The 13,943-nt window shown below is 34.9% G+C and carries 14 protein-coding genes; 6 read left to right on the top strand and 8 right to left on the bottom strand.

Going from position 1 to position 13,943, the window contains the following annotated elements:
- Positions 1-30: 30 nt before the first annotated feature.
- The 5 genes from AC4G3L_RS08600 (at position 31) to AC4G3L_RS08580 (ending at position 3,320) form a co-directional block, all read left to right on the top strand.
- Positions 31-615 carry a CYTH domain-containing protein gene (locus AC4G3L_RS08600; RefSeq protein WP_491076545.1) on the top strand — a complete coding sequence of 195 codons (585 nt, stop codon included), beginning with the start codon at positions 31-33 and terminating at the stop codon, positions 613-615.
- Positions 616-632: 17 nt separating this feature from the next.
- A complete protein-coding gene (locus tag AC4G3L_RS08595; RefSeq protein ID WP_491076544.1) occupies positions 633-1,304 on the top strand; it encodes a lytic transglycosylase domain-containing protein in 672 nt (223 codons plus the stop codon).
- Positions 1,305-1,541: 237 nt separating this feature from the next.
- Positions 1,542-1,946: a globin domain-containing protein gene (locus AC4G3L_RS08590; RefSeq protein ID WP_491076543.1), complete on the top strand. Its 405-nt coding sequence runs from the start codon at positions 1,542-1,544 to the stop codon at positions 1,944-1,946.
- Complete coding sequence (locus AC4G3L_RS08585) at positions 1,939-2,823, top strand: ClpXP adapter SpxH family protein (protein ID WP_491077173.1); 885 nt, start codon at positions 1,939-1,941, stop codon at positions 2,821-2,823. Before AC4G3L_RS08590 ends, AC4G3L_RS08585 begins: the two co-directional genes overlap by 8 nt.
- A gap of 314 nt (positions 2,824-3,137) precedes the next feature.
- The gene (locus AC4G3L_RS08580) at positions 3,138-3,320 is read left to right on the top strand and encodes a hypothetical protein (RefSeq protein ID WP_491076542.1); all 183 of its coding nucleotides are present in this window, start codon (positions 3,138-3,140) and stop codon (positions 3,318-3,320) included.
- 240 nt (positions 3,321-3,560) lie between these two features.
- Here AC4G3L_RS08580 and pepF read toward each other — a convergent pair whose 3' ends face one another.
- From pepF to AC4G3L_RS08550, 6 genes are all read right to left on the bottom strand, one after another.
- Positions 3,561-5,372: an oligoendopeptidase F gene (pepF, locus tag AC4G3L_RS08575; RefSeq protein ID WP_491076541.1), complete on the bottom strand. Its 1,812-nt coding sequence runs from the start codon at positions 5,370-5,372 to the stop codon at positions 3,561-3,563.
- A 51-nt stretch (positions 5,373-5,423) separates the two neighbouring features.
- Positions 5,424-6,575 (bottom strand): competence protein CoiA, encoded by a 1,152-nt coding sequence (locus tag AC4G3L_RS08570; RefSeq protein WP_491076540.1) that lies wholly within the window; start codon positions 6,573-6,575, stop codon positions 5,424-5,426.
- A 120-nt stretch (positions 6,576-6,695) separates the two neighbouring features.
- Entirely contained in the window at positions 6,696-8,210 is a 1,515-nt protein-coding gene (cls, locus tag AC4G3L_RS08565) for a cardiolipin synthase (protein ID WP_491076539.1), read from the bottom strand.
- Between the two features lie 188 nt (positions 8,211-8,398).
- Positions 8,399-9,058: an adaptor protein MecA gene (gene mecA, locus AC4G3L_RS08560; RefSeq protein WP_491076538.1), complete on the bottom strand. Its 660-nt coding sequence runs from the start codon at positions 9,056-9,058 to the stop codon at positions 8,399-8,401.
- Positions 9,059-9,327: 269 nt separating this feature from the next.
- Positions 9,328-9,723, bottom strand: a complete 396-nt coding sequence (gene spxA / locus AC4G3L_RS08555; RefSeq protein ID WP_066101447.1) for a transcriptional regulator SpxA — start codon at positions 9,721-9,723, stop codon at positions 9,328-9,330.
- A 356-nt stretch (positions 9,724-10,079) separates the two neighbouring features.
- A complete protein-coding gene (locus AC4G3L_RS08550; RefSeq protein WP_491076537.1) occupies positions 10,080-10,661 on the bottom strand; it encodes an N-acetyltransferase in 582 nt (193 codons plus the stop codon).
- A 284-nt stretch (positions 10,662-10,945) separates the two neighbouring features.
- Here AC4G3L_RS08550 and AC4G3L_RS08545 point away from each other — a divergent pair, with 284 nt between their 5' ends.
- On the top strand, positions 10,946-11,146 hold the full coding sequence (locus tag AC4G3L_RS08545; RefSeq protein ID WP_491076536.1) for a hypothetical protein: 201 nt from the start codon (positions 10,946-10,948) through the stop codon (positions 11,144-11,146).
- A 491-nt stretch (positions 11,147-11,637) separates the two neighbouring features.
- On the opposite strand, the gene AC4G3L_RS08540 is transcribed toward AC4G3L_RS08545, so the two are convergent.
- Positions 11,638-12,822, bottom strand: a complete 1,185-nt coding sequence (locus AC4G3L_RS08540; protein WP_491077172.1) for a putative glycoside hydrolase — start codon at positions 12,820-12,822, stop codon at positions 11,638-11,640.
- 178 nt (positions 12,823-13,000) lie between these two features.
- Positions 13,001-13,942 carry an ABC transporter ATP-binding protein gene (locus AC4G3L_RS08535; RefSeq protein ID WP_491076535.1) on the bottom strand — a complete coding sequence of 314 codons (942 nt, stop codon included), beginning with the start codon at positions 13,940-13,942 and terminating at the stop codon, positions 13,001-13,003.
- Between the last annotated feature and the right edge of the window lies 1 nt (position 13,943).

Here is a 13,943-nt window from a genome sequence, read left to right as displayed (position 1 = left end):
ATACATAATTCTATCATGGAGGATGAACATATGAGCGAACAAATCGAAATTGAATTTAAAAATATACTGACAAAAGAGGAATTTAATCACCTAAAAGAACGTTTCAGGATACAAAATGAACAATTTGCAGTTCAAAAAAATCATTATTTTGACACTAAAAACTTTGACCTAAAAAAATATAACTCTGCTTTACGTATACGTGAAAAAAATTTATCTTACGAGATGACACTTAAGCAACCTCTTATAAACCAGAAAGGTCTACTAGAAACGAATTGGGATTTGAATCATATGACGGCCAATAGAATAATAAAAGACGGCGGTATACCTGATAGTAAAATAGCTGATAAGATTAAAGAATTAAATATCGATCCAGAAACCATTCATTATTTTGGTACCCTGACAACAAAACGGGTAGAGGTTCTTTATAAAAGCGGCCTGCTCGTTTTAGATAATAGCTCCTATTTCCAAATTGAGGATTATGAGGTAGAATTTGAAGTAACTAACTATGAACAAGGAAAAAAAGAATTTGATCAACTATTAAGAGAAGCCAATATTCCAAAGCGGCCAACAAAAAATAAAGTACAACGCTTTTACAATCAAATGATTTTAAACTGACTGAGGAGTGAACGTAAGTGAATGTAGGAGACTTAAATACAATGATTCAGCTTCAAGCCCTGGGATCTCTAAGATCAACTCATACTCAACCTGCATCTCAAATACCGTCTTCTGATAATTCTTTTCAGAATTTGCTGAATGAGGCACTTACATCGGCCAGCAACCCAACCAGTAATAATACTGAAACTAGTAATGGCTTAGGTACCTTGGCCACCTTACTTAATAAAAGCTTACTTTCTACTTCACCAGAGCTTGTTAATCCTTTCCCTGTTTCCAATCAGCCAACTAATAAAACAGGGAATACGGAACAGCCTAGTGGCTACGATGACATTATTAAGGCAGCTGCCAATCAATATCATGTTCCTGAAAAACTAATCAGAGCAGTGATTCAGCAGGAAAGCGGTTATGATTCCAAAGCCATCAGTTCTGCCGGAGCATCTGGCTTAATGCAGCTGATGCCTGCGACAGCTTCTTCCCTTGGTGTTACCAATATCATGGACCCCTATGATAATATTATGGGCGGAACGAAATATCTCCAATCTATGCTCACAAAATATAACGGGGATATTGAACTGACCTTAGCATCTTATAATGCAGGTCCAGGAAATGTTGATAAATATGGCGGAGTCCCGCCATTTAAAGAGACACAAAATTATGTAAATAAAGTCATGTCCTCCTATTACGCATAGTCGAAAGAACAACCAAAGCTGTTCATCTAAATGGACAGCTTTTTGTTCACACTCAGAAATTTTATATACACATCCAAAATATAATGGAAACAAGCAAATTCCCCTAAAAACTTACAACTATTATACAACCACACCATTTTCATAAATTAAAAAAACAGGTAAAAAAGCAGGATATTGGTAAATTTAGGTCCTACTTGTTAAAATTATTCTTATCAACTCATGGAGGGAGAATAATGTATGGAAGAACATCCAACTCCATATGATGCATTCGGGAAAGAGCGGCTATCTGAATTAATAGATGCATTCTATGATCTTGTGGGTTCTCATCCACTGCTGGCTCCTATATTTCCACATGACCTAACAGAAACAGCTCGTAAACAAAAACAATTTCTAACTCAATTTCTGGGAGGACCACCACTATATACCGAAGAGCATGGCCATCCAATGTTAAGAGCCAGACATCTCGATTTTGAAGTTACACCTCTGCGTGCCAAAGCCTGGCTGAGCTGTATGGAGATGGCTATGGATACCATCGAACTAGAATCTCCCTTAAGAGAGTATCTATTTAACAGACTTACCTTAACAGCTGAGCATATGATAAATACGAAAGATTCCCAGCAAAAAGGTGATTTTTATGAATAAACCTAATTCTTCTATTCCAAAATGGCCAGATTGGCTTTCTGCACATCAATTTTTTAAACCATTAGAAAAACCATTAGAAATTTATATATTTATAGATCCTACTTGTTCAGCCTGCTTTGAGTTAGACCGAATTATAAAAAGATTGAAATTGGAATTTGGACACTACTTTTCTTTAAAATATGTATTTAGTAAAAAAATAGGACTGAATAACTCAAAGACTAAAGCGCAACATAAAAATTCATCCCCTCTATCAGGCCCAATCAGAACAGGGATTTCCTGCGATGAAAATATTTGGATCAGCAATCCTGAAAACTCTTTATACATCACCCCTATTGCGATTAAAGCGGCTGAATTACAAGGAAAAAAAGCCGGTTATCGTTTTTTCAAAAAGATTCAGGAGGCTTTATTTCTTGATCAAAAGAGTGTATCAAATTGGCACACATTATTAGCCTGCGCTCGTAAAGCCCATCTTGACTGTGATGAATTCTTGCGTGATATCCAATCAGAAAGGGCTATAAAGGCTTTTCAATGCGATTTAAAGATCTCTTTGGAAATGGATGTAACTGATTTACCAAGCTTGGTCTTTTTTAATCAAAAGATGGAAGATGAAGGGATAAAGGTATCAGGAACCTATCCTTATGAAGTTTATGTTCAAATACTTGAGGAAATGTTGGGTTTTCCACCTAAAGCACAGTCACTTCCTCCTATAGAGGATTGCATTAAGGATTTCCAAATTATTAACACGAACGAAATTACCTTCATTTATCAAATGGATAAACAGGACGTTGAAAGAGAAATGAAAAAATTACTTTTGAAGCGCACTGTTGAGAGGGTATCATCCTCCAATACTACGTATTGGAGATATGCAGAAAATTAATTATACTCGCTATTATCATTAATATTATTCTACAATATTTTATGCATAAATAAGAAGAAGACTCTGTAATCGGACAGAGTCTTCTTCTTCATACGAACAAAGGGGATGGGAGAAATTTTTCACGGTCAAACAAAGGGGTAAATGTTTGCTAGTGATCAACTTCACAATAGTAATATAACAAAACTTGAACACATATGCAAGTACTTTGTTCATTTATTCACATTTCTGTCATTTTCTCTGCATACTCCCGCTATCCTCACCATATTTTATAGAAAATAATACTTTTACTTCTATTTTATTAAAGGGTGATCTCAATGAAAAAATTTTATATTGGCGGCTTAATTGTACTGATTTTATTTGCCTTATTTCTGCAATTACTTGGTATTATGCGCATAATACCTCTCTACGTATCATCACCCATATTATTTCTTTCTTTTTTTATCTCACTTTCCAGTATGGGTTATCAAAAGAAATTCAAGGGATTTAAAAGACATTGATCAGACCAACTTTTGGCCAACATGAAAGAGATTGCAACTTATCTCTTACTAATGAGACCTCAAAATATAACTACTAGGGCTGGCAAATACGTACCCAACCTAACAGCAGATTTTCTACGCTCTGCTGTCTTTTTATATTTCGATAAATCTTTGCTGTCTCGACCTGTCTTCATTCCTACTTTTACATAATAAAAGCACAGACCTTAAACTCGGTCTGTGCTATATAAGTTAGTCTATTTCTTATTTATTTAATAAAGCTTCCATCTCATTCAATTTTTCTTCAAAGACTTTACAAGCTTCTTCAACTGGTTGCGACGAAGTCATGTCTACACCAGCTTTTTTAAGAACCTCAATTGGGAAGTCACTTGAACCTGCTTTTAAGAAATCAATATAGCGCTCAACAGCCGGTTGTCCTTCTTCTAATATCTGTTTACTTAATGCAGCTGCTGCACTGAATCCTGTCGCGTATTGGTAGACATAATAATTATAGTAGAAATGAGGAATTCTAGACCACTCCAAGCCAATCTCCTCATCAATGACAATATCATTACCAAAATATTTTTTATTCAATTCATAATATTTCTGAGTAAGACTATCTGCTGTCAGAGCTTCTCCATCCTGTGCCATCTTATGAATGATATGTTCAAATTCAGCAAACATCGTCTGACGGAATACGGTCCCTCTAAAGCCTTCAAGATAATGATTTAATAAATAGATCTTTTTATTCTCATCATCAATCGTTTTAAGCAAATAATCATTTAATAACGCTTCATTTGTAGTAGAGGCTACCTCAGCTACAAAGATTGAATAATTACCATATGGGTATGGTTGATTCTTGCGTGTGTAATAGCTATGCACAGAATGGCCAAACTCATGTGCCAGTGTGAATAAGTTATTCACATTATCCTGCCAGTTCATTAAAATATATGGATTAGTTCCATATGAACCCGAGGAGTATGCACCACTTCGTTTACCGCGATTTTCCTGAACATCCACCCAACGATTATCAAATCCTTCTTTTAATACATTAATGTACTCTTCACCCAGAGGCTCAAGTCCTTTTAACACATATTCTTTGGCCTCATCATATGGAATATCCATTTTCACATCTTTTACTAATGGTGTATATAAATCATACATATGCAGTTCATCCACACCCAATAGCTTCTTACGCAATTTTACATAACGATGTAATAAATGCAGGTTGTTGTGAATGGAATTGATTAAGTTTTCATAGACACTTTCCGGAATATTATTATTGCTTAACGCAGAATGTCTGGCAGAATCATAATGACGTACTTTTGCATAGAAATTATCTTTCTTTACCGTTCCGGATAAAGTACTCGCAAATGTATTGCGGTATTGTCCATACGTCTTATACATCGCTTTAAAGGCTTCCTCACGAACTCTGCGATCGCTGCTTTCAAGAAATCTGCTGTACCGTCCATGAGTCAGTTCAACCTCTTCTCCGTTTTCATCTTTAACAGTAGGAAAACGAAGATCAGCGTTATTTAACATGCCGAACGTATTGGAGGCAGTCCCCATAACTTCTGATGCCTGGGCCAATAAGGCTTCTGCTTCAGCTGAAAGAACGTGAGGCCTTTGCAGATTAATCTCTTTTAAGGATTGCTCATACAGGGAAAGTTCCTTTTTATCTTGCATAAATTGATTAATCTTTTCTTCATCAATCGCCAATATCTCAGGTAAAATATAGGAAAAAGCACTGGCGGCCTGCGAATATAGATTCCGTGCCCGATCGTCCATACCTTGATAAAATGTATTACCGGTGTCCTGGTCGTATCTCATATGAGAATATGTATACAAGCGTCCAAGTCTTTCAGTAATCATATCCTGGAATTGCAACGCCTGCCATAAAGTATCAGCACTATCTCCCAATTTCCCTCTATATTGATCTCCTTTTGGCAATTCCGCCAGAATTTCCTTGAATTCCTTTTCCCATGCTTCATCACTTGGGAAAATATCCTCCAGTCTCCACGTATCTTCGACTGGTATGTCTTTTCTTTCAGGTAATTGTTTAACTTCTGCAGTCATGCAGTTCCCTCCAATCATTTACTTCTTACATAATTGTTCTTCATAATACCTTTAATTCCCTTCAAAAAAATCGAATAACCTTAATTTGATGATCTCATTAAGATTATCAGCTAAAGTGAACTCTTCTCTTATTATATAATGATTTGTACTTATCTTTTCCAAATACTCAATTTTTCTGAGAAAATTAAGATATTCTTTTAATGCAGCGAAAATATTCTGATTCATTAAAGGACATTTATTTATAATAATATCTTTATTCTTTATTCTTTCCAAAAATCTACTATGAATCCATCTCTCACTTATTGATCCACGCAATCTGAACTCATTCATTAAATCTATATAGATGAATCCTTGCCAGGTAAAGGCCGGCACCCTGTACATGCAGCCACTTAACAAAGGAATTCCTACAAACTCAGGTACATTATAAGGAGATACCCCTGATTGATAAAATTCTTTCATCAACTTACTAGTTAAACCTTTGTACCGTATTTCATTATGTAGTAGCAAATTACGTTTTTTAAACCACTCGTTTAGATATGAAATTTCTTTTACGGGAGGGGATACAATATTTTTCAGGGTCAGGATATCCGTTAAACATATACTTACCATTTGTCCAAAATGCTGTTCTATTGAAGCAGGTATAATATTTACGAGTGCCATTATAGAATTAGGGTGCTTAGGGTCATGAAAGAGGAGAAAAGCGGAAGAAGATTTGTTGAGGGCAGATTTAAGGGTAGAGTTTAATTTCCACAGATACTGGCTCTTTCGTTTAATGAAATGTTTGTGGAAAATCCAGATGGGAACAATATCAGCATTTATATACCCTAGTGTCCTTTTTAAAAATATTTCCTCATGAATAGGCGAACATTGATATTCAATCGCATAAACCTGGTTTTGATTCCTCACATAAATATCAGGCCTTTGTTTTATTTTAGCTAAGTATTTTTCCAGTTCGACATCCATTTTACAGCTTACTAACCATCGGTATAAATTATGTTTCCCCGATAGATGATCTGCCGTCTCAGATTCAGCTGCTGCCTGGCAAGTCTCTTTGGAGTGATGAGCAAAATGTGGAATCGTACGTGGACCTGAACGGTGGATTACTCGATTGAGGCACGCAGGACAGCGGTACTCTTCCACATGCTTATTTATAATATTCTTTGCATGGATTTGCTTGTTATCTTTATTAATAGCAACCAGCATGTACAGTCTCCTTTCGGTGTCATATACATACCTTTATTCTCGATTACTATCCATAACCCTTCGTGCTAATGAAAATCTATTTGTCAATCTGATGAACACACCCCCTGATTGATTCAAAAATTACAGCATTGGGGATAACAATCTTGATAATGATTCCAACATTCTCATGCCAAAATTACGTTCCTTAAAGATGTCTATATGCAGCTCATTAGAAACCAATAAATCATGTAAATAATCATTAACCAATGTTTGTACACTTTCAGTTTTATAGAGAAAAGCATTTACTTCAAAATTTAAATGGAAGCTTCTCATATCCATATTCGAAGTACCTATAGAGGCAAGCTCACTATCAACTATGATGATTTTTGAATGCATGAATCCTTCTCGATATTCATAAACTTTCACTCCTGCTTCCAACAAATCCGGATAATAGGATCTGGAAGCATGGAATACAATTCTTTTATCTGGATTGCTTGGCACTAATAATCGAACATCTACGCCGCTTAATGCAGCAATTTTTAAAGCAGAAAATATATCTTCATCCGGGATAAAATAGGGAGAAGCGATCCATACTGACTTTTTTGCTGAAACGATCATAGAAAAGAAGATATTTTTAATAATGCTGTGTTCATTATCCGGCCCCCCCGCAATAATTTGCACTCCTCCATGCCTTTTTTCACCATCTGTTTGCATGGGTGCCAGATACTCATCTGTCAAAAAGCTATGATTGGTCATGTAATACCAATCCTGCATAAAAATTAATTGCAAACTGCGGACGCCTTCTCCATTTAACATCAAATGAGTATCACGCCAAAATCCATAGTTTTCATCTTTGCCCAGGTATTCATCTCCGATATTTAATCCGCCAACAAATCCAATATTACCATCAACCACAACGATTTTACGATGATTTCTAAAGTTGAATTTATTATTTAAAAAGGGCAGCCTTACAGGGCCAAATGCTACTACCTCGATCCCCCATTTTCTCATTTCATTCAGATATTTACCGGAAAGAGTCCATGAACCAACAGCATCATAGAGAAATCGTACTTTCACACCGTTTTTTGCTTTATTAATCAATATGTCTTTAATTTCATTCCCCAATGTATCGTGGCGTACAATATAATACTCTATATGTATGTGATCTTTAGCTTGCATTAATGCTTCTTTAATGGCATTAAACGTTTCTCTTCCATTTGTAAGGACTCTGGTTTCAGTAGATAAAGAGATTGGTGTGTTTCCAATTTGTTCAGCAAGATTGAATAATTGCTTATAATCCTGATTCTCATCAGCAATCTCCAGTAATTTTTTTTCTTTTTCTCCGGTTATATCCATATACTTTTGCTTATCTAAAAAATATTTCTTTTTAAAGATTTTTTCTTTCCTAAAATTTCTTCCGAATAACAGATAAAAGAAAAAACCTACTACAGGGAATGCTCCTAACACAATCAACCATGTAACCGTCTGTGTAGGATGTCGATTTTCCATAAAAATAACAAATGCAATGAAAAAAACAGATAAAGTAAACAGTATACTTCCATAATGAATATAATTTCCATTGTAATTTTCCCCATATACCAAACCAATTACTCCTAAAATTGCGATAAACAAAAGAACATTAATAAAATTCTTCATAATCCCCACCTATCCATTTCCTAGCAAAACTTCCATTATCTATACCCCATAATTGATCTATTGACTCAAATACCTTATCGGCATTATCCATTATTACCAAAAAATGTTCTCTTTGTGTAAGGGTTCATAAAAACGAACCTACAAAAAAGCCGACTTCCTTCAGGAAATCAGCCTTCAATGAATGTAAACTATGCAAAGTATTGACTTACAGTTGAGATTACATCATTAGGTATAATCACTTTGCCATATTCTTCGAGCCTATGAATCGTTACCACAGACTCATCTGCATATTCAAGTAAAATTGATAGCATATTATCAATTTCCTCTTCTGCAAAATCTCCGTCCGGGAATTCAACATACAAATAATATATATTTTCAAAGGAGAACAGTTTAGTCATAACTCCTTGGATTCCATTTGTTTTACTTAACGCAATGACATCTTCAAAGTCTTTGAATGAAAGGACAAACTCCAATGTCTCATCCTCTGCTATTTGCTCTTCTATCGCGTGATTAGTTTGAAAATGCTCTTCAAGCATGGATTCTATTTTCACATCAACAGAATTGGCGGGATCATCAATTGGCAAATCGAATTTATGACCATCCTTGGATAAATGGGCTCTAGTGACTAAAATCTCCAACCCTTTTTCAAGAGCTTGAATCTGAATCCAAAGTGGGCCTTCGACAGTAAAATCCTCTTCTTCATGCACTTCATCCATCATTTCCCAGAAAAGTTCCTCACTTCGATCACGATTATACCAGATTTCTTCTCGATCGAAGCCTCGCTTTTCAATATCTCCATATGAAATGTAGAATTTTACAGTATTCTCATTAATGCGTTCGATTTCCATGATTCACTCTCTCCCTTCTGGTTTGAGGTAATTGAAGGGATATACCCCCAAACTAGGTTGTTATATCTTTTCCCTGTTTTAAAAATTGTTAATCATGGATGTACTATTTATAAAGCAGGTGGTAGTTTTATTTTATGACAAATAAAGAATAGTGGGAAACAAAAAGCCTATATTTCATAAAATAATTATGTCTAATAATTTAAGATACACTAAAAAACCCCTTGCTGTCCAGGCAGGGGGTTTATTAATCGTTTATTAATCATTAAAAACTAATTGACTAAGCGCTGTGCTTCCCGTAGTTGAAATGTTCTTACTTTACGAGGTAAAAATCGTCTGATTTCATCTTCATTATAACCAACTTGCAGACGTTTCTCATCAATGATAATTGGTCTTCTTAATAAGCCGGGATTTTGTTGGATGATATTAAACAATTCCTGTAATGGTAAATTATCAAGATTTACATTTAACTTCTGAAAAGTTTTTGAGCGTGTTGATATGATTTCATCGGTACCATCCTCAGTCATACGTAAGATCTCTTTGATTTCATCTAGACTTAATGATTCAGAAAAAATATTTCGTTCTTTATATGGAATATCATGTTCTTCTAACCATGCTTTTGCTTTTCTACATGACGTACAGCTAGGTGATGTGTAAAGTGTAACCATTCCCTGTCACTCTCCCTATTCTTAAAGTTCCCTTATCCCGATTAAGCTATATATTTAACATTTTACAATGCTTTATGTTACGACTTAAATTATAATAATTATAATTAAGAAATATATAAATTATTATACATGATAAATTCTGGAATGTGTAGAGATTTTTTAGAAAATGTTTCCGTATTTACTAAATATTAAAGTCAATATCCTATAAATGAAATAAATGTTATATTAATCCATTCTTTTGTTCTATATCATTTGACCTATACCTGTACAATCCTATATAATCTACTATTTATATACCCGAGAGCAAAGCTGTTAAACCTCTTAAAAAAAAGAAAAACAAGTTGAAAATTAAAAATTCAACTTGTAATTCCTTTTAAAATATCTGATTTATCTTCCTTTATTTTCAGTGCTTTCTCAGTTGGTCTATATTTACCGCCATATAATTCTTCATCTTTATACGTATGCAATTCACTATACACTTCCTGCATTGCTCTTAATACTTCTTGATCCATAACGGCATCTGGTTCCGGACTCCAATATAATAGTTCTAATTCCACATCTTCATTTGTGGCAAGAGAATTTTTGATGTAAGAGACAGTGTTTGCATGCTTAAATCCTTCCCGTTTATAGAAACGTAGTCTTCTCTCTGAATCTTCTTCTGTCTCATCTGCAGGCTCTACCTCTAAAAATATTAGTTTACCCTTCGATTTCAATTTCTCCAAAACCTTTTTGCCTGTTCCATTCCCTCTGGAATTACTCATTACATATAAATAATCTACAAAGATAAAATTCTCTCTTTCTGCATATAATAGAATATGACTTTTTCCTTCATCAAGGAAATAATCTTTTTTGCTGTGATTTAGCAGCATGTTTATATGTTCTTCTGATTTCATTTCCTCTTGCGGAAAATATTCACATAATTTTTGATACCAACTCATACGATGCATCTTCTCCTTGTCTATCTATTTCTGTATCCCTTTCATGGGAAGCGTTCTTTTGCTGTCTCTTTTAATCTACTATATCGAACATTAAGCTTCTCTTGGATCATTCAAATGAGTCTATCATCTTTATGAGGGGAAACTCTCACTTAATATAATGAATTAAAATAATACGAATAAAATCAACAATCAAGGTACATTTTCCCTTTTTCGACACTTATTAATCTATTACAATAGAATTGTAAAGAACTTTACACTCATGAAATATTGGAAGGAGAATCAAAATGAGCGAATATATCACAGATTTTATTTTAGTGGCCTGTTTGATTATTGGTCTGACCGCTTTTATGGGTCCCTTAACAAACGGTATCGGAAATCTGATTTTTGGAAGGCGTCAACGTTCTAAATACGTAATCCAATCCAGCCGTTCCACAGCCGGTTTTAAGAAGGTTGGAGGCAAAGGAAACAAAGAAGGCAAACACTAACATTACTTTTTTATGAGAAAAATATCATATTGTCCTCAATTTCGCTACGCATTCACTAAAAGCTATATCGGTATTACAAAGTGATCTAAAAACTGTATTATCCGGATAATGAATTATTCAAGTACTTTATCTAAATATTAAAAAGCTATTTCTTCTATCCATTAAATAGCTATTCATCTTCAGACATCACTCACTTAATCTCTCAATATTAAATCGCAAAACAGAGATAGATTCTCTAACGGTTACTCTCATCATTGCTTGTCTATTTCCTATAAATGCAATTAAAAAGAATTGGCTTTTGATGTGACCCTCTAATGTTCCTTAGACAAGAGATCCTATCCTATATTTCCATCGTGATACTCTTTCACAATCATAAGCAGCTTATTCCTCACTATATTTAGCCATAAAAAACTGCACCCAATTGTAAGATGTGTCTAACAATTGGGTGCAGTACATTTTTGGCCAATTCTTTTTATCTGTATGAATTTGATTTATTGCTTATAATTAACTCCGGATGTATAGCGGTTTCCTGCGTTCCATAATAAAAATTCATTGATTCCTTCCTCATTCAAGGCTCGAATTTGATCCTCTACTTCTTGCTTTCCGTATGTCTTATAATTTCCGTTCCCTAACCACGGAGCTGTAAAATCCTGTATCCAAGGTCTTGAAATGGGCGGATTCTCTAAACTGCTTAATTTTTTATTTTCGAGTTTTGCATATTCTTTTACAAGCTTATATGGCTCTAAATCAGGTTTTGATATTCCAAAGTACGATGTCCAGTGACTTGGATAAATCATAGAGGAAATGACATCAACATGCTCAGATATCTTTGAAAAGTTTTGTCCAATACCTGGTGCCTCTGGTAGAGTCGCAGAATAACCAAAGATATCAACAGATACTTTTACTCCATATGGCTCCAATTCACTCTTAGCATACTCTACAAAGTCCGTAACAGCATTTACACGGTGCTGTACATTGTCTACCGCTTTATCTCCATAATTACCCACTGAATATTTCAATTCTTTATCGCGCGTCTCAAATCCTTCTGGGAAGCGAACGTAATCAAACTGAATTTCTTGGAACCCCATTTCAGCTGCTTCTTTCGCAATTTCTACATTATAGTCCCAGACTTCTTTCACAAATGGGTTAACAAATGATTCCCCTCTGCCATTTTTCCATACTTCTTTTCCGTCCATGAAGGACCATTCAGGTTTTTTATTTGCCAAATAGCTATCCTTAAATACCGTTATTCTCGCGATAGGATATATCTCTCTTTTTTCCATATCCTTCAATAATTTTTCCGGATCCTTAATTAAGTTCACTCCGGCCTTTGCATAAGGTTTAGAGGCATCTGGTTTATAAGTTAAATTGCCGCGGTCATCTTTAATATCTATAACCATGGCATTTAAATCAGTAGAGTCTACTAATTTTGCCAGCTCATTATACTTACTGCCACCTGCAGAATTACCTGTTACATAAATGCCGCGAACTGCATCCGGATATGTAAATAAAAAATTTGATTTCTTCATAAACCGGTTCATTCCATCAGGAAGTTCTTTATTTTCCAGAACAATTTTCTGTCCGCTATGCAAACTAAACTCTTTTTGAGGTGTAGCAGCATAAGCTACTTCTGAATAAAGCGCTCCAATTAATAGAATGGACAAAAACACTGTCATTTTTTTTACCATTTTCATTCCCCACATCACTCCTTCGTATCAATATCATTATACCTCCAATTACTATGAAAAAACCTCTCATTTCACTTTACTTCCTAATATAAACCAAAAAGGTTATCCATTAAGGATAACCTTTTTGTTAGCATTCCAATAAAATTCATAATTCATTAACCGGAACTTATTTAATATAAAATTTCTTATATTGCTCTAGTTCCTTTAATGAACATAACACATGATGTCCTGGAGCCACTTCACGCATTTCTAACTCTTCATTCTCAGTATAATTATGAACTTCTGGATTATAAGCTTTTCTTCTGCGCGTTCGCTCACTTTCAGGATCCGGAAGCGGAATAGCAGAGAGCAGAGATTGGGTATATGGGTGCATTGGATTTTTATATAAATCTTCACTATCTGCTACCTCAACCAATTTACCATAATACATAACACCAATACGATCACTGATGTATTTAACCATAGACAAATCATGAGCGATGAACAGATAAGTTAATCCCTTTTCTTTTTGAAGCTTTCTTAAAAGATTAACAACCTGAGCCTGAATGGATACATCCAATGCTGAAATTGGCTCATCAGCAATAATAAATTCAGGATCCACTGCAAGAGCACGGGCAATTCCAATCCTTTGACGCTGTCCACCAGAGAATTCATGCGGATAACGATTCGCATGCTCACGGTTAAGCCCAACCGTTTCGAGAAGATCATATACACGTTTCATGCGTTCTTCTTTATTTTTCGCTAATCCGTGTATATCAATCCCTTCCGCAATAATATCCGCTACAGTCATACGAGGATTTAATGAAGCATAAGGATCCTGGAAGATCATTTGCATGCCACGGTTAAATCCCTTTAGCTCTTTACCTGATTTTTTGCCGTGAACGTTTTTTCCTTTAAAAAGGACTTCTCCACCACTCAAATCATAAAGACGGATAATGGATCTCCCTGTTGTTGATTTACCACAACCTGATTCTCCCACAAGACCAAAGGTCTCACCTTTATAAATATCAAATGATACTCCGTCTACAGCTTTAACCATATTAGGTTTATCGACATTAAAATATTGTTTAAGTCCTTTGACTTCGATAATTTTTTCTTTCGTAGCCATA

Source organism: Bacillus sp. z33, from assembly GCF_058313615.1.
This window is presented reverse-complemented; position numbering and strand designations above follow the sequence as displayed.